General features: G+C 58.0%; 15 protein-coding genes. 8 read left to right on the top strand and 7 right to left on the bottom strand.

Annotated elements, in window-relative coordinates; all coding sequences use genetic code 11:
• The first annotated feature begins 20 nt into the window (after positions 1 to 20).
• The 3 genes from ABUK12_RS16160 to fabY are packed head-to-tail and all read left to right on the top strand — an operon-like array spanning position 21 to position 2,283.
• A complete protein-coding gene (locus ABUK12_RS16160) occupies positions 21 to 875 on the top strand; it encodes a virulence factor BrkB family protein (RefSeq protein ID WP_410012812.1) in 855 nt (284 codons plus the stop codon).
• Positions 872 to 1,309 carry a D-aminoacyl-tRNA deacylase gene (gene dtd, locus ABUK12_RS16155; RefSeq protein WP_410012811.1) on the top strand — a complete coding sequence of 146 codons (438 nt, stop codon included), beginning with the start codon at positions 872 to 874 and terminating at the stop codon, positions 1,307 to 1,309. Before ABUK12_RS16160 ends, dtd begins: the two co-directional genes overlap by 4 nt.
• Before the next feature lie 32 nt (positions 1,310 to 1,341).
• On the top strand, positions 1,342 to 2,283 hold the full coding sequence (fabY, locus tag ABUK12_RS16150) for a fatty acid biosynthesis protein FabY (protein ID WP_410012810.1): 942 nt from the start codon (positions 1,342 to 1,344) through the stop codon (positions 2,281 to 2,283).
• Between the two features lie 39 nt (positions 2,284 to 2,322).
• On the opposite strand, the gene ABUK12_RS16145 is transcribed toward fabY, so the two are convergent.
• From ABUK12_RS16145 to ABUK12_RS16115, 7 genes are all read right to left on the bottom strand, one after another.
• Positions 2,323 to 4,011 (bottom strand): AsmA family protein, encoded by a 1,689-nt coding sequence (locus ABUK12_RS16145; RefSeq protein WP_410012809.1) that lies wholly within the window; start codon positions 4,009 to 4,011, stop codon positions 2,323 to 2,325.
• Positions 4,012 to 4,148: 137 nt separating this feature from the next.
• Complete coding sequence (locus tag ABUK12_RS16140) at positions 4,149 to 5,528, bottom strand: nucleobase:cation symporter-2 family protein (protein WP_410016667.1); 1,380 nt, start codon at positions 5,526 to 5,528, stop codon at positions 4,149 to 4,151.
• A 184-nt stretch (positions 5,529 to 5,712) separates the two neighbouring features.
• Entirely contained in the window at positions 5,713 to 7,794 is a 2,082-nt protein-coding gene (gene recG / locus ABUK12_RS16135; protein ID WP_410016666.1) for an ATP-dependent DNA helicase RecG, read from the bottom strand.
• A 79-nt stretch (positions 7,795 to 7,873) separates the two neighbouring features.
• On the bottom strand, positions 7,874 to 9,991 hold the full coding sequence (gene spoT / locus ABUK12_RS16130; RefSeq protein WP_410012808.1) for a bifunctional GTP diphosphokinase/guanosine-3',5'-bis pyrophosphate 3'-pyrophosphohydrolase: 2,118 nt from the start codon (positions 9,989 to 9,991) through the stop codon (positions 7,874 to 7,876).
• Positions 9,992 to 10,011: 20 nt separating this feature from the next.
• Entirely contained in the window at positions 10,012 to 10,287 is a 276-nt protein-coding gene (gene rpoZ, locus ABUK12_RS16125; RefSeq protein ID WP_132924177.1) for a DNA-directed RNA polymerase subunit omega, read from the bottom strand.
• 54 nt (positions 10,288 to 10,341) lie between these two features.
• Entirely contained in the window at positions 10,342 to 10,965 is a 624-nt protein-coding gene (gene gmk / locus ABUK12_RS16120) for a guanylate kinase (RefSeq protein WP_410012807.1), read from the bottom strand.
• Between the two features lie 553 nt (positions 10,966 to 11,518).
• A complete protein-coding gene (locus ABUK12_RS16115) occupies positions 11,519 to 11,944 on the bottom strand; it encodes a MarR family winged helix-turn-helix transcriptional regulator (protein WP_410012806.1) in 426 nt (141 codons plus the stop codon).
• Positions 11,945 to 12,732: 788 nt separating this feature from the next.
• On the opposite strand from ABUK12_RS16115, the gene ABUK12_RS16110 reads away from it, so the two are divergent.
• The 5 genes from ABUK12_RS16110 to ABUK12_RS16090 all read left to right on the top strand — a co-directional run bounded on the left by ABUK12_RS16110 (position 12,733) and on the right by ABUK12_RS16090 (position 17,176).
• The gene (locus ABUK12_RS16110; RefSeq protein WP_410012805.1) at positions 12,733 to 13,137 is read left to right on the top strand and encodes a VOC family protein; all 405 of its coding nucleotides are present in this window, start codon (positions 12,733 to 12,735) and stop codon (positions 13,135 to 13,137) included.
• 203 nt (positions 13,138 to 13,340) lie between these two features.
• Positions 13,341 to 14,285 (top strand): ABC transporter permease, encoded by a 945-nt coding sequence (locus tag ABUK12_RS16105; protein ID WP_410012804.1) that lies wholly within the window; start codon positions 13,341 to 13,343, stop codon positions 14,283 to 14,285.
• A gap of 2 nt (positions 14,286 to 14,287) precedes the next feature.
• Positions 14,288 to 15,205 carry an ABC transporter permease gene (locus tag ABUK12_RS16100; protein WP_410012803.1) on the top strand — a complete coding sequence of 306 codons (918 nt, stop codon included), beginning with the start codon at positions 14,288 to 14,290 and terminating at the stop codon, positions 15,203 to 15,205.
• Positions 15,205 to 16,173: an ABC transporter ATP-binding protein gene (locus tag ABUK12_RS16095; protein ID WP_410012802.1), complete on the top strand. Its 969-nt coding sequence runs from the start codon at positions 15,205 to 15,207 to the stop codon at positions 16,171 to 16,173. Before ABUK12_RS16100 ends, ABUK12_RS16095 begins: the two co-directional genes overlap by 1 nt.
• Positions 16,166 to 17,176 (top strand): oligopeptide/dipeptide ABC transporter ATP-binding protein, encoded by a 1,011-nt coding sequence (locus ABUK12_RS16090; protein ID WP_410012801.1) that lies wholly within the window; start codon positions 16,166 to 16,168, stop codon positions 17,174 to 17,176. Before ABUK12_RS16095 ends, ABUK12_RS16090 begins: the two co-directional genes overlap by 8 nt.
• Positions 17,177 to 17,178: the final 2 nt, after the last annotated feature.

Below are 17,178 nucleotides of genomic sequence, written 5' to 3'. Positions count from 1 at the left end.
TCATCGGGGAGGCTGTGGCGATGAGAGCTGCTTATCGGAAAAAATTTATCCGTTTTTTCTCGTTCTGTTCCCTGTTATATAAACGTATCGACCATGACGGGATGACGGTGCTGGCCGGCCATCTGGCCTATGTATCCCTGCTTTCGCTGGTGCCGCTGGTTACCGTCGTATTTGCGCTTATCGCCGCCTTTCCGGTCTTTTCCGGCGCCAGCGTCCAGCTGAAGTCGTTTATCTTCCATAACTTCATGCCGGCCACCGGCGACGTTATCCAGCGCTATCTCGAGCAGTTTATCCTTAATACCAGCCAGATGACGGCGGTGGGAACCTGCGGGCTTATCGTGACCGCGCTGTTGCTGATTTATTCGGTCGATACGGTGCTGAACACCATCTGGCGCAGCAAAAACAAGCGGCCGATCATTTTCTCTTTCGCGGTTTACTGGATGGTGTTGACGCTGGGGCCGATACTGACCGGCGCCAGTATGGTGATAAGCTCATATTTAATCTCCCTGACCTGGCTTAACAATACCGGCACCACGACATTCGTCACCCTGGTGCTGCGGATATTCCCGTTGGTGCTTTCCTGCGCCTCATTCTGGTTATTGTATTGCGTCGTGCCCACGGTGCGCGTTCCCGGCCGGGATGCCCTGATCGGCGCGGTGGTGGCGGGCGCGCTGTTCGAACTGGGTAAAAAGGCCTTCGGCTTATATGTCACCATGTTCCCATCGTATCAGCTGATTTACGGCGTGCTGGCGGTGATACCCATCTTATTTCTTTGGGTCTATTGGAGCTGGTGTATTGTATTACTGGGGGCGGAGATCACCGCCTCGCTGACGGAGCACCGGCGGTTGCGGCAAGAGGAGCGGTTATCGCGATGATTGCCTTGATACAACGGGTGTTGCGCGCGGATGTCGCCATCGGGGGCTTAAGCGTGGGCGCCATCGGCCCCGGTTTGCTGATCCTGCTCGGCGTCGAACGGGATGACGACAGGCAAAAGGCGGCAACGTTATGCGAGCGCGTTTTGGCCTACCGCATCTTCGGCGACGGGCAGGGTAAAATGAATCTTAATGTCCGCCAGGCCGGCGGCGACGTGCTGGTAGTATCCCAGTTCACGCTGGCGGCGCAAACCGATAAGGGGCTGCGCCCCGGCTTTTCGCACGCCGCCCCGCCCGCCCTGGCCGAAGAACTGTATGAGTATTTTAACGACTGCTGCCGTAAGAAGGATATCAGGACCGAGACCGGCCGCTTCGGCGCTGATATGCAGGTCTCGCTGGTGAATGACGGCCCGGTGACCTTCTGGCTTCAGGTATAAGACGTTAAAGCCCTTTATAGAGAGAACATGGCATGTATCACCTGCGCGTTCCACACACCGAACAAGAACTCAGCGACTACTATCAGTTCCGCTGGGAAATGCTACGCAAGCCGTTGCATCAGCCGCAAGGTTCCGAAAGGGACGCCTATGACGCGACGGCGCATCACCAGATGGTGGTCGACGAAAACGGCAAGCCGGTGGCCATCGGCCGGCTGTACATCAATGCCGACAATGAAGCCTCCATCCGGTTCCTGGCGGTCGACCCTCAGGTACAGGATAAAGGCCTGGGCACGCTGGTGGCCATGACGCTGGAGTCCGTGGCGCGCCAGGAAGGGGTCAAACGGGTGGTCTGCAGCGCGCGCGAGGACGCGGTGGACTTCTTCGCCAAGCTGGGGTTTATCAACCAGGGCGAAATCACGGTGCCGTCCACCACGCCGATACGCCATTTTTTAATGATCAAGCCCATCGTGACACTGGATGATATTTTGCACCGGCCGGACTGGTGCGGCCAATTGCAGCAGGCTTGGTACCAGCATATTCCGCTCAGCGAAAAGATGGGCGTGCGCATCAGCCAGTACACCGGCCAGAAGTTTATGACCACCATGCCTGAAACCGGTAACCAGAATCCCCACCATACCCTGTTTGCCGGCAGCCTGTTTTCGCTGGCGACCCTGACCGGCTGGGGGCTGATATGGCTATTGCTGCGTGAGCGCCAATTGGGCGGCACTATTATCCTGGCCGATGCCCATATCCGCTATCTCACCCCGGTGACCGGCCGGCCCTGCGCCGTGGCGGATCTGGGTTCGCTGAGCGGCGATCTCGATCGCCTGGCGCGCGGACGCAAGGCGCGGGTACAGCTTGAGGTCGAGTTGTTCGGCAATGAAGATAAAGGCGCCATATTCAAAGGCGTTTACCTGGTATTGCCGCCAGCGCCGGACAAGCCGCTGGAGCGCGGCGGCTCCCAGGCCGGCTAATATGGGCAAAAAGTGGGCATGAGGGACAAGTCATGCCGTTTACGGCGCTGCCGGCGCCAGTTCTCCGTTGACCATGGTTTGATCCACCGTTTGGCCCTGTACGTTCAGCGCATGCAGCCTGCCGTTCAGGGTGGGTTTAAACGGCGCGTTGGCGGGCATTTTCCCGGCCAGCGTGAGCTGCGTATTGCCGTTGCCCGGCAAGGGCGCCACGGGCCAGCCCCAGCGCTGCAGTATGTTTAACGGCACCGCCCGTCCGTTAAGATTCAGGGTAAATCCCCGTTCGCCCTGCTGGTTGATCACCGCCGTGGCCTCAAACAGCCCCTCGCCGGCAAAGGCGCTCAGTTCGGTGACGGCGATCCTGCCCTGGTCGGCGGTTAACGCCAGCGACGGGCGCCGGACATCGATTTTATTAAAGGTGGCGTCGCTGCCGTTAAGGGTCAGGCTGCCGGACCAGATGCCCCATTGATGATCCCGCGCCAATACCAGGTTTTTGCCATAGCCGTCCAGCGCGGTGATTTGAAATGGAAACGCGGGATTAATATCTATCAGCAGATTGCGGTTGGCGGTAAATTTGTTCACCTGCACGTCGGCCAGCCACGAGGGCAGGGGTTGCAGCCAACTGTCCAGCCATTGCCCGGGCAAGGTATATTCCAGCCCAGCCACCATGAATTCGTCCAATTCCAGACGCTGGCCGTCCCGCAGCCAGCGACCCGAGGTGCGCATCAGTCCCCCCTGCCAGCGCCCGCTGAACTGGCGTATTTCGATGCCCTGCGGCGACAGGGTCATATTGGCTATGGGATCGTTTAAATGCACGGCGCCGTTAATCAGGTCGCTGGCGTTAAACGACAGGCTACCGTCATCCGACGACCAGTCGCCATCCTGAAAGGTAATATTGCGCAGGGTTAAATCCAGATCGCTAAAGGCCCAGTTCTTGCCTTCCATACGCGCATCAATTAAATCGAAGCGATGGATGGTGATTTTAGGCACCTCCGATAGCTGGCGCAGAAACTCATCCAGGCTTTGCGTGGTCTGCATGCGTACATTGCTCAGGCGCAGGTTATCCACCTGCCAGGCGCCGTCTTCGTCCCGCCGCGCATTGCCGGTTAATTCCCCCTGGGATAAATCGGCGCCCAGATTATCCAGCCGCAGCTGGTTATTATTGATTTCGCCCTGCACCAGGACGTTTTCCGCCGGGATGCCGTTAAGGGTGAGGGAACGGGCGCTGATCTGGAAACGGGCGTTACGCCCCAAGGGAAAGCCGGTCTGCGGTTGCCAGGGAGTGATGCCGGCATTGACGTTTTGACCGTTCAGCTCCCAGCCGCCGTAAGGGGACTGGATGGCCATGCCATTGAGCTGCAGCACATCCGCCTGCAGCGGGAATGCCAGCGAGGCGGGGTCCAGGTTTAGGGTGCCGTCCTGCAGCTGGATGCGGTAGAAGTGATAGGGATCGGTGAATTGGCGGATGCTGAATCCGGCCACCAGCCGTTTGGCCACAAGCGTAGCCCGGCGTTCTTTTTGCCCGAAAGAGATGTTGTCGAAATAAATGTCGCCCGGATCGGACCAGTTGTGGGTGATCTTATTAAACGATAATTGGTAGCCGGTATGCTGGGTGACTAACCGGCTAACCCAGCCGGCGCCCCAGGTGGTTTGCAGCAACACGTAGATCAGGATAATTATCAATAGCACTATCAAAAGTATTGATAATAAGAGTTTCCCAATAAATTTCATTGCTCAAATCCATAGCTGTCATAAAGGTTACCCAGTTTATGCCGTAATTAACGGGGCTTCTCAATAGCCAATGTGCTTCAGACAAAAAAAAGCCGCCGTATTGATACGGCGACCGCAAAAAAATGATAGCTAACTAATTAATTATGTTCCGGCGGGAACAATAAATTCAAGATGATGGCGGTAATGCCGCCGGCGGCAATGCCGGAGGACATCAGGGTCTTCAGCCACTGCGGCGCGAACTGCAAAATCAGCGGCTGCTGCGACACGCCCAGCCCTACCGCCAACGATAGGGCGATAATCATAATGGCGCGGCGATTAAGCCGTTCACGGGATACGATACGTACGCCGGACGCGGCGATGGTGCCGAACATGACGATAGTCGCGCCGCCCAGCACCGGCTCGGGAATATGCTGTACAAAGCCGCTGACCACCGGAAACAGCCCCAGCGCAATCAGCATCAGCGACACCACAAAACCAACATAACGGCTGGCGACGCCGGTCAGTTGGATGACGCCGTTATTTTGACCGAAACAGGAGTTTGGGAAAGTGTTGAACACGGCCGACAGCATTGAATTCAGGCCGTTGGCCAGCACGCCGCCTTTCAGGCGCCGCATATAGATGGGGCCGCGTACCGGCTGTTCCGAGACGTCGGAGGTGGCGGTAATATCGCCGATGGTCTCCAGCGAAGTGACCATAAATACCAGCATCAGCGGGATAAGCAGATCCCAGTCAAAACCCAGGCCGTAATACAGCGGGGTCGGCACCATGATTATGGATTGCGCCGGCGCGGGAGCGGTCTGCGGCAACATGCCCATCATCCAGGCCGCCAGATAGCCCACCGCCATGGCGATCACCAGCGAGGCGACCCGCAGATAGGGATTGCGCTGACGATTGAGCAGGATGATGACCAGCAGCACCACGCCCGCCAGCATCAGGTTTTTCGGCGCGCCGAAGGTATGATCGCCCATGGCGGCGAAACCGCCGCCGATGGAAGTCAGGCCGACCTGGATCAGGGAAATGCCGATAATCATCACCACGATACCCGATACTAGCGGCGTAATGATGCGCCGGGCCAGGTGCAGTACGCGGGATAATAAAATTTCCGTGCAGGACGCCACCATCAGCGTGCCGAACAGGGCCGCCATCATCGTGGGCACATCGGCGCCGCCGTTTTTCAGCGCCAGGCCGCCCATGATAAGCGGCGTGACAAAGTTAAAGCTGGTGCCCTGGATGGACAGCAGGCCCGATCCCACCGGTCCCCAGGTCTTGATTTGCAGCAGTGAGGCCAGGCCGGAGGCAAACAGCGACATGCTGATAATATGCTGCGTGTCCTGCGCCGGGAGCCCCAGCGCCTGGCAGATTAACAGGCCGGGCGTAATCACGGCGACAAACATGGCCAGCAGATGCTGGCAGGCGGCAAACAGGGTTTCCGCCAGCGGCGGACGATCGTCGAGGTGATAAATCAGCTCGCTTTTGGCAACGGGAATCGGCGCGTCATCAACGTCAGTGGCTGGCATGGTCATGGGGGGAAACATTCCTGGGCGGCAAAGGAGGCATTTTAATCATCCTGTTTTTAAAAGCAAACGATTGCTCGCGACCTGCGCCCGCGCCGGTTGATATAGGTCAATGCCGGCGCAGATTTCAGGCCGGCGCCCCGGGTGCCGATGCCGGCAGGAGGGAACAAGAGGGAATACTTATGGCTCAGGCGTTGGTATAGCGCACGCGCTCCGGCATCCAGCGCTCAATCAGCGCCTGGGCGGCGGCGGGATAGTGTTGGTGGATATGGCGCGCCAGCCGCTGGACTTCCGGGATCATGGCCTGGTCGCGCAGCAGATCGGCCACTTTGAATTCCGCGTTGCCGGTCTGGCGCGTGCCCAGCAATTCCCCGGGGCCGCGGATCTCCAGATCTTGTTGCGCGATGATAAAACCGTCGTTGGTATCCCGCAGCACCTGTAGACGCCGCTGCGCGGTTTTGCTCAGGGGCGATTTATAGAGCAGCACACAGTGCGAGGCCACCGCGCCGCGTCCCACGCGGCCGCGCAGCTGATGCAGCTGCGCCAGTCCCAGGCGTTCCGGGTTCTCGATAATCATCAGGCTGGCGTTGGGCACATCGACGCCAACCTCAATAACGGTGGTCGCCACCAGCAAGTGAACCTCACCGGCCTTGAATGCCTGCATAATCTGCTGTTTTTCCTGTGATTTCATGCGCCCATGCACCATCCCGACGGTCAGTTCCGGCAGGGCGGCGGCGAGCCCCTCCCAGGTGGCCTGCGCCGCCTGGGCTTCCAGCAGATCGGATTCCTCGATGATGGTGCAGACCCAATAGGCCTGGCGCTGCTCCTGTAAGCAGGCTTGGCGCACCCGCTGGATGACATCTTCGCGCCGGGTGTCGGGAATGGCCACCGTGGTCACGGGCGTGCGGCCGGGGGGCAGCTCATCGATAACCGAGGTATCCAGATCGGCGTAGGCGGTCATGGCGAGCGTGCGCGGGATGGGGGTGGCGGTCATGATGAGCTGGTGGGGATGGAACCCCTGCGCCAGGCCCTTCTCCCATAATGCCAGGCGCTGATGCACGCCAAAGCGGTGCTGCTCGTCGATAATCACCAGCGCCAGCCCCGAGAATTGCACCTGTTCCTGGAAAATGGCATGGGTACCCACCACCATCGCCACCCTGCCGGCGGCGATGGCATCTTGCTGGGCAATACGCGCCTTGCCTTTTTGTTTGCCGGCCAGCCAGCCCACCTCAATGCCCAATGGCTCAAACCAGTTGCGAAACGTTTGCGCATGCTGCTCGGCCAGCAGTTCGGTGGGCGCCATCAAGGCCACCTGCTTGCCCTGGGCAATGGCTCGCAGCGCCGCCAGGGCCGCCACCAGGGTTTTACCCGAGCCGACGTCGCCCTGCACCAGACGCATCATCGGCACGGGTAGAGCCAGGTCGCTCTCGATTTCCGTCGCCACCCGTTGCTGGGCGCCGGTGGGCGCGAAGGGCAGCCGGCCGAGGAATTGCTGCTTGAGATGATGATCGGCGGTCAGCGCCAGCGCCAGCTCCTTGCGTACCCCAGCCCGCACCGCCAGCATACTGAGATTATGGGCCAGCAGCTCCTCCAGGATCAGCCGCCGTTGCGCCGGGTGTTTGCCCAGCTCCAGATCGGCGAGCGAAATGTCCGGCGCCGGACGGTGCAGAGTGCGCAGGGCGTCGGGCAGGCTTATCAGGCCCCGGCTCAGCTCCGGCGGCAGCAGCTCGGCAATCGGACAGGTATCAAGCAGGGTCAGCGCCTGGTCTGTCAGGCTGCGCAACGTCGCCTGGCGCACGCCTTCGGTGGTGGGATAGACGGGAGTTAACGACGGCGCGAGGGTGACGTCGTCATGATCGCCGAGCACATGATATTCAGGATGGATAATTTCGGCGCCCTGCTGGCCGCGGCGGATTTCGCCATAGGCGGTAACGCGCCGGCCGGGAGCCAGGCTATTTTTCATCGCGGCGTTAAAGTTGAAAAACCGCAGGGTCATCATGCCGCTGTCGTCGCGCATGCGGCAGGTCAACATGCGCCGCCGGCCAAAGCTGATATCGCAGGCCAGCACCTCGCCCTGCACGGTGACAAACATGCCGGGCAGCGCATCGCCAATGGGGTAGAGACGGGTGCGATCCTCGTAGCGCGAGGGCAGATGCAGCAGCAGGTCCTGCAGGTTTTCCAGGCCAAGCCGCGCAAGCCTTGCCGACTGGGCGGGGCCGACCCCTGAAAGCGAACTCAGCGGTATGGCATTCAGCAGACGGCCTTCCATCATTCAGCACTCCGTGGCAGGTAAACTGGCCCGCAATGGCGGAACGGCCATGATGTCGCGCCGGTTGGCGGCCAGGTTGTTAGTTGCGGTTACGGGTGACCCGGATGACATCCGGCATAACGCGTATTTTACGCATAATATTCGCCAGATGGACACGGTCGCGCACGGTCAGGCGGATAAACGCGCTATAGACCCGCCCGTCTTTCTCTTCGGTGTTCAGGCTTTGGATATTGGAATCGGCGGCATTGATAGCCGCGGTCAGGTTGGCCAGCGCGCCCTGGTGATTAAACATATCCGCTTTAATCTCGGCGATAAACTCCTGCTCGGTATCCAGATCCCATTCCACCGCCATGAATTTTTCCGCTTCTTTCTGGTAGCCGCGGATATTGCGGCAGGATTCATGATGAACCACCAGCCCTTTACCCGGGCTGACATGGGCGATAATCGGATCGCCGGGAATAGGGCGGCAGCATTTGGCAAAGGTGATAAGCACGCCTTCCGCGCCTTTGATCGGCAGGGTTTTGGGACCGGAAACGGAGGCGCCGGACGGCGCCATATTGGACTGGTCGCCCTGCAGATTACGGGCAATCACCACGCTCATGGCGTTGCCCAGGCCGATTTCCGCCAGCAGATCGTCCAGGGAGGCCAGTTTCATCCGGTCCAGTTCATGCTGGATATTTTCCGGCGGCACCTCGGCCAGTTTACGGCTGCCGCCAAGGGCGTGGTTCAATAAACGCCGGCCCAAACTGACGGAATCGTCGCGTTTGAGGTTTTTCAGCATCTGGCGAATTTTGGCCCGCGCCTTGGAACTGACGACAAAATTCAGCCAGGCGGCGTTGGGACGGGCGCCGGGGGCGGTAATAATTTCCACCGCCTGTCCGCTGGTCAGGGCCTGGGACAAGGGGTAAGGCTGGCGATCGACCCTGGCGCCGACGCAGGCATGGCCGATATCGGTATGCACCGCGTAGGCAAAGTCCACCGGCGTGGCGCCCGCCGGCAGTTCGACGATGCGTCCTTCCGGGGTAAAGACGTAAATTTCGTCCGGAAACAGATCGGACTTAACGCTTTCAATAAATTCAAACGAGCTGCCGGCGCTTTGCTGCAGCTCCAGCAGGCTTTGCATCCAGCGCTGCGCGCGGATCTGCGCCGTGGTGCCGGTTTCACCCTGTTCTTTATAAGCCCAGTGCGCCGCCACGCCCATTTCCGCCATCTGGTCCATGTCCTCGGTGCGGATTTGTACTTCCACCGGTACGCCGTGGGGGCCGATCATCGAGGTATGCAGGGATTGATAGCCATTGGCCTTGGGAATGGCGATATAGTCCTTCACCCGTCCCGGGCGCGGTTTATACAGGCTGTGCATCTGTCCCAGTACCCGGTAGCAGGTATCCACTTCGCCGACGATGACCCGGAAGGCGTAGATATCCATGATGGAGTGAAAGCGCTGCTCTTTGAGATGCATTTTGCAATAAATGGAGTACAGATGTTTTTCGCGTCCGCTGACGCGACAGGGAATGCCCGCTTCGGTCAGCCGTCCTTCAATTTCCGCCAGGATTTTCTGGATCATCTCTTTGCGGTTGCCGCGCGCCGACTTGACCACTTCCTTGATCACCCGGTAGCGGTTGGGATACAGCGCCTCGAAGCCCAGTTCCTCAAGTTCGGTCTTAAGGTGATGGATACCCAGCCGGTGGGCCAGCGGGCTATAGATTTCCAGGGTTTCGCGGGCGATGCGGCGGCGTTTATCAGGACGCAGCGCGCCAAGGGTGCGCATATTGTGGGTCCGGTCGGCCAGCTTTATCAGCACCACCCGGATATCCTGCACCATGGCCATGATCATTTTGCGGAAATTTTCCGCCTGGGCTTCTTTTTTGTCGCGAAACTTAAGCTTATCGAGTTTCGACACGCCTTCGACCAACTCGGCCACGGTTTTACCGAACAACTGCTCCATGTCCTGGTAGGTGGCCGGGGTATCCTCAATCACATCATGCAGCAGCGCCGCCATCAGCGTCTCATGGTCAAGACGCATTTCGGCCAGAATACAGGCCACGGCCACCGGATGGGTGATATAAGGCTCGCCGCTGGAGCGTGACTGTCCCTCGTGAGCATCACGGGCGACAAGGTATGCCTGCCGGAGGAGTTTAATCTGATCCTCGGGCAGGTATCGTTGAATCAGCAGATTCAGGCTTTCAAACAGATACAATTGTGAACCGTTGTCCGAATTTAGCGACGACCTTCAGCAATAGCGGTTACCGCCTGGATTTCCGCGGCTTCCTGCTCCTGCTGTTCCTGGCGATCCCGCAAGTCGAGGATCTGATTGGTAATCAGGCCTTCTTCTATTTCACGCAGGGCGATAACGGTGAATTTGTCGTTTTCTTCCGCCACCAGGGGATCTTTACCGCCGACCTGAAGTTGGCGAGCGCGACGGGCAGCGACCAGCACCAGGTCAAAACGATTACCAATTTTTTCAACGGCGTCTTGTACAGTTACGCGTGCCATATGTGAGCTACTCCGCAAATAGAGAAATGACTGGGCATCATACTGAAAGTTGTTTCAGTCCGCCAACAGTTTGGTGATTAAAGCGTCATGCCGTAATTTTTGCCGGCCCAGACGCAGACGTTCGGCACGAATAATGGTTTTTAAATCCATCAGGGCCGTATTGAACTCGTCATTCACAATCAGGTAATCATACTCGGCATAATGCGACATTTCCGCCACCGCCTGCGCCATACGGCGGGCAATGACCTCTTCGCTATCCTGCCCGCGGCCGCGCAGGCGCCGATCCAGCTCTTCCCTGGACGGCGGCAGCACAAAGATGCTGCGGGCCTGGGGCATGCGCTCGCGAATTTGCTGCGCGCCCTGCCAGTCGATATCCAAAAACACGTCCACGCCGGTGGACAACACCTGTTCGATGGCCTCGCGCGACGTGCCGTAATAATTGCCGAAGACGTTGGCGTATTCGAGGAAGCACTCCTCCCCGATCATGCGCTTGAACTCAGCCTCGGAAATAAAAAAATAATGTTCCCCGTCTTTTTCCCCCGGACGTATGGGCCGCGTGGTGTGGGAGATCGATACCTGGGTGTCGTAAAGCGGTTGTGTTTTAAGCAACGCCTGGATCAGGCTTGATTTTCCCGCGCCGCTGGGAGCGGAAACAATGTAAAGCGTACCATGAACCATAGTGGGAATTTTTCGGCTGTAGTTGATGTCTTTAGTGGATAACCGTCGTTGATGAATCGACGCGTGAAGACGATATCGTCTCACATTATACACGGCATTGATGCAGGTTGCAGCTTCCCTTGCTGTTTAGCGCCGGGCTTTTGCGCCCTTGGCGCCAGGGTGACGGCGGCGGCAAGCATAGCGGGCGCTCAAATAATGGATGTGGTTTACGCTTTTTCGATTATTACATAAAGGAAACTTAAGTGATGAGCCGCTAACTATTTCAGAATCATAGGGGGATGGGATGTCATGGCCAACGTTGCCCCGATAGTAGTCGCATATATCCAGCGAGGTTGGGCTTTATTAACGGCCAGTTTTCCATTCAACCCGGTGTGGCCGAAAAAGCAATAGACATGCATTTATCAAGAATTGCTTATACTTTTGCTACCCGAAGGCGTTCCCTCATCGACAAATAACGCCCTGTGGATGAGGGAAATTTGATACTGCTTATATTTTAGAGCGGCATGGTTTATGCCGCCCATTAAATAGGATATGCAGCGGTCTAAACCGACAATTAACGCTGGCCTGCTTCGAGGGTATTGCAAATTTCACCGAATTTTTCCAATTGCGCTTCAGATAAAGGCGCCAGAATACGCTCAAGGATAGTACGATGAGTCTGCTGGGCAATTTCCAGTTTATCGCGTCCTTTTTCTGTAATATAAACATGTTTAACCCGGCGGTCGGTCGGGCTTTGCTGGCGCTGCAGCATTTCGTCTTTCTCCAGGGCGTCCAGCACCGTCACTACCGTACGGGAAGAAAATCCCATATAATTTTTGATATCCGTGGCGCTGGTCTTGCCATGGGTAATCAATTGCAGGATCTTCATTTTGGACAATGAAAGTCCTTCATTGACCAATTGGCCGTTCACTTCTTTTCTCAGGCGATGATAGATGCGAGATAAAGATTCTACGGTAACTGACATGTCTATTTTTTTGTCCATTGTCGTTCCTCTCTGTAAATTAAGACGATTTACTCGCCGCGATGGCAGGTTAAAAGCTGTTATATTGATACAGGGATTAATTTATCCCTCCGGCATTGAGTTAGTGAAAAACGCCTTGCACAGCAATAACGTTCTACCCGCAATCCACCGGTAGCAAAGAAACCGTCAATATAGTTCGCGCAAAGCGCTACAAGAATCATGAATTGCCCTTCCCTAAGAAGAGCCATTTACAATATTGATTGTTAAAGCCAGTGCAGTTTATATGAATATTTTCTATTTTGAAACATGGCTAATAGAAAAATACGCATGTAATATTGAAATATCACGGCAGTGATATTTTATTTTATTTTATTACTTTTATATTAACTTTATAGCCTGCTATCTTTATATTTTTACAAAAAGTAAAAAATAATAACTTCATGATATATATAGGTATTTTACAAATAACATCAATTAAAAAAGTGACTCACTTATATTGTTAAGTAATAAAATAATAAAGATTTAAAAAAATTAATTTAAATAAATTCCTCACAAAAACATCACCGCGGAATAATTTCCGGGAAATTTTCATTTAAATAACTGATTTATAATCATAATTTTTTCGTTTTACCAAAACCCGGCTAAGACGTCGACGAATAACCGTGAAGTATCAAGGCGTTATTATTTTATACTCCAGCGCCAGGCTGTAAATGCGTCGGGGATAAATCTATTGTCGCGCCGCGAATAGGGGTGGGTAGGGCCGGGACACCTATAATCAATACGTATCTGTTCATTTCGGAGGATAGCCGATGTTTAGCCATATCCAACTGGGCGCACGGGAGCTGCCGCGCATGATTGCCTTTTATGATCGCGTTCTCGCCGAGCTGGACTTAGTAAGGATGACGCCGCAGGAGCTGGACTGCCCCGCCGGCATTATCTGGAGCAAAGCCGGTCAGCGCTGGCCGCAGTTTGTGGTCCGGCGTCCCATCAACGGCCTGCCCGCCACCTGGGGCAACGGTTGCCAGGTGAGTTTTGCCGCGCCATCGCAGGACGCGGTGGCCTCAGCCTGGTCGGTGGCCCTCAGCCAGGGCGGAATCGACGAGGGCGAGCCCGGTGTCCGCGCCATCTATGCCGATGATTTTTACGCCGCCTACTGCCGCGATCCCGAAGGCAATAAACTCTGCTTCGTCCATGCCGGCGGGGTAAATCCCTAGCGGGAAGCGCGGCGAGGCATACGGCGTTCTTATATGTCGTTTTTTTGCTAAAACGCGTCGTAATAACGACGTTCAATGGGTGTAAACACTGGCAAGCTTGCTTACGTTTCCTGCTGCCATCAAGCAGAATCCGGCCTGTCCACCGTGGCCTTACCGGTGTGCCGGCGGATGTTCCTTAGCGAAAACTTAAACAGGCTGGGCTTATGTTTTTTTACCTGCTTCGGCGGCTTATGCTGGCGGCGTCAGTGATGTTGCTCGCCATCTCGTTACTTTTTTGCCTGGTGTTCCTGGTGCCGGGCGATCCGGCGTCGGTGGCGCTGGGGCCGCGCGCCAGCGAAGCGCAAAAACAGGCGCTGCGCGAACATATGGGGCTGGACCGGCCGGCCGTCGTGCAGATCGCCCGCTTTATCGCTAACGTGGCCACCGGCGATCTGGGCGAAGACGTCCTCACCCACCGGCCGGTGGCCCAATTGATTGCCCGCGCCCTGCCCAATACCCTGATTCTGGCGCTGTCGGCCATCGCCTGGGCCGTTCTCCTGGGCATCCCGCTGGGCTGCTGGGCGGCGCTGCGCCAGAACAGCCTGGCCGACCGCCTTATCGGCCTGATGTCCACCAGCGTTATCGCCCTGCCGGCCTTTGTGGTGGCTATCTATGCCCTGCTGATTTTCGCGGTCACCCTGAAATGGTTTCCCGCCATTGGCGCGGGACAGCGGGACGATCCCGTTTCCCAGCTGAATGCCCTGGTACTGCCGTCGCTGACGGTGGGCCTGAGCTGGATCGGTTATCTATCGCGGCTGGTGCGGGCGTCCATGCTGGAAGTGCTTAAGGAGAACCATATCCGCACCTATCGGGCGTTCGGCATCGGCGAGCGGCTTATCGCCATGCGTTATGCGCTGCCGATTGCGGTAGTGCCGGTGGTATCTGTGCTGGGGGTCGGCATCGGCTCGCTGTTATCCGGCGCGGTGCTGACTGAAATCGTTTTTGCCCGTCCCGGCCTGGGCAAGCTGGCCTTTGATTCGGTGATTTCACGTAATTTTCCGGTAGTGATGGGCACGGTGGTGGTGACCTCCGGCTTTTATGTGCTGGCCAACCTGATTGCCGATTTGATTAACACTTTTCTCGATCCGCGCGTGCGGCAGGAGCTTTGACCATGGCTCTTATCACCACCAATACCCCGGTCGCGGCCACCCCGGTTTCCGCCGCCGCGCCGCGTCCCGGCGCCTTTCGCGTGCTGCGCCAGGTCTGGTCGGGCGGGATGGGCCGTTTTGCCCTGATCTGCGTCGCCGCGCTGCTGGCCTGTGCCGTTTTCGCCCCGTGGCTGGCCCCGCACGATCCCATCGCCATCAAGGCGGCGCTCAGGCTGAAGGGGCCAAGCATGGAATATTGGCTGGGCAACGATCAGCTGGGGCGCGATATTCTCTCGCGCCTGATTTATGGCAGCCGTATCGCCATGACGGTGGCGTTTATCGGCACCGGCGGCGCGCTGTTGATCGGGTCCATGCTGGGGCTGCTGGCCGGGTATGGCCCACGGCAAGTCGATACGCTGCTGATGTTGTTTTGCGACGCGCTGATGTCGATTCCGATGATTTTATTCGCGCTGGCGGTGGTGACGCTTATCGGCTCAAGCGTCGTCACCATCATCATGATCATCGTCACCTTTATGGTGCCGGGGTATTTCCGGGTCGTGCGCAGCCAGACGCGGGTGCTGAAACGTATGGAATATATTGTCGCCGCCCGCGCCATGGGCGCCTCTCCCCTGAGCGTGGTATTCCGCCACCTGATCCCCAATCTGGTGGGTACCCTGCTGGTACTGGTGGCCATGGATATCCCGGCGGTGATCGCCATCGAATCCGGCCTGAGTTTCCTCGGCCAGGGCGTGCAGCCTCCCGACGCCAGCTGGGGCACGGTGCTCAACGACGGTTATTCCTATATCCGCCAGGCGCCGCATATCGTTATCGCCGCCGGCATCCCCATTATCCTGGCCACCCTGGGGTTCACCTTTCTTGGCGAGGCGCTGCGCGACGCGCTTGACCCGCGCACCGCCCGGCAATCCAGAGGAGAGAGCTGATGGCCCTGCTGGACATCCACGATCTGTCGGTCACCTATGACTCGGCCAAAGGTCCGCTGAAAGCGGTGCGTAATATTTCCCTGTCCGTGGACAAGGGCGAGGTATTGGGATTGGTGGGGGAGAGCGGCTCGGGCAAATCGACGCTGGTCGGCGCCATGCTGACCCTGCTGCCGGCCAACGCCCATGCGAGCGGTCAACTGCGCTACAAGGACCAAAACCTGCTCGACCTGCCGGAATACGCCAAGCGACGGCTGCGCGGCAACGGCATCGCCACGGTTTCCCAGGACCCGTTTACGGCCCTGAATCCGGTGATTACCATCGGCAGGCAACTGCTGGCGTTTCAGCACCATAAATCGGGATCTAAAGCGGAAAAGCTGGCGCGCGCCCTGGTAATGCTTGAGCGCGTCGGAATTTCCGACCCCAAAGGGCGGTTAAAGCAATACCCGCATGAGCTGAGCGGCGGCATTCGCCAGCGCATCGCCATCGCCGCTGCCCTGCTGACCGAACCGGAACTGCTGATCGCCGACGAACCCACCACCGCGCTGGACGCCACCACCGAAATGCAGGTGGTGGAGGTGCTCAGGGCCAGCCGGAAGCTGGTGGACGGCGCCATTATTTTTGTCACCCACGATTTACATCTGGTCAGCGCCCTGTGCGACAAGGTGGCGGTGATGTACGCCGGGGAAATTGTCGAAGCCGGGCCGATAAAGCAGATTTTTTCCGCGCCGTCCCATCCGTATACCCAGGCGTTGCTGGCCTGTGATCCTGAACGTATCGAGGTGGCGACGCGGGAACTGCCGTTTATCGCCGGCTCGGTGCCCATGCCCAGCATCAATCGCGTCGGCTGTCCTTTCCAGCCCCGCTGCGGTGTGGCCTTTGCTCCGTGCGGCGTGCAAAACCCGCCCGACACCCTGCTTGACGCCGACGGTTGGGTGGTTCGTTGCCATAAGGTGAATGCCCATGCTTGAGATCCGGGATTTAGTCGTCCGCTACAAGACGGGCACCCTGCTGAGCCGCCTGCGGCCCGGCGCGGTCCGCCATGTCGATGTGTTGGCGGGCGTCAGCCTGCATGTGCCGCCGGGCAAGACGTTGGGCCTTATCGGTGAAAGCGGCAGCGGCAAAACCACCCTCGGCCGCGCGGTTATCGGCCTGGCGCCTACGGCGCGCGGCAGCATTCAGGTCAACGGCCGCGAACCGCATGACGCCAGCGATTTGTCCTGGCGCGCCATTCGACGGGAAACCGGGCTGATATTCCAGGACCCGATGGCCGCGCTCGACCCGCGCATGACCGTCGAATATCTGGTTACTGAGCCGTTTACCGTCAACGGCCGGGAGATTAAACGCCGGGTGGAGGCCTCCCGGCTGCTCGACCTGGTGGGGTTGCCGTCGCTGTTCCTCGACCGCTATCCCCATCAGCTGTCCGGCGGCCAGGCGCGGCGGGTGGCGGTGGCGCGGGCGCTGGCACTGCGTCCGAAGCTTATCATCGCCGACGAACCCACGGCGGGGCTGGATCTGTCGGTGCAGGGTGAGTTGCTGAACCTGTTGACCGCCCTGCAGCGCGAGCTGGGCATGAGTTACCTGATCATTACCCATAACCTGGCCATCACCCGCCACGTTACCGACCGTATCGCCATTATGTATCTAGGGCGCATCGTGGAAACCGGTCCGACCGACGTGGTGTTCCGCCAGCCGGCCCATCCCTATACCCGGGCGCTGCTGAGCGCGAAAAGCAAACATAATCCGCCCAATGCCGGCGTGCTGACCGGCGAGGTACCCACCCTGGCGCGCCGGCCTTCCGGCTGTGAATTCCATACCCGTTGTCCTCTGGCGACCCTGCTGTGCCGGACCGCCGCACCCGTATTACGTCCCCTCAGCGGGGAGCACCAGGTTTCCTGTCATACCCCTTTGATTAACGCGCAACCCCAACAGGCTCAGCCCAGCCGCATCATAGTTAAGGAGATGCATCCATGAAA

Origin of the sequence: Sodalis sp. C49, assembly GCF_046352915.1 — a bacterium.
Taxonomy (GTDB): Bacteria; Pseudomonadota; Gammaproteobacteria; order Enterobacterales; family Enterobacteriaceae; genus Acerihabitans.
Note: the sequence above shows the minus strand (reverse complement) of the source record. Positions and strands in the feature narration are given on the sequence as shown.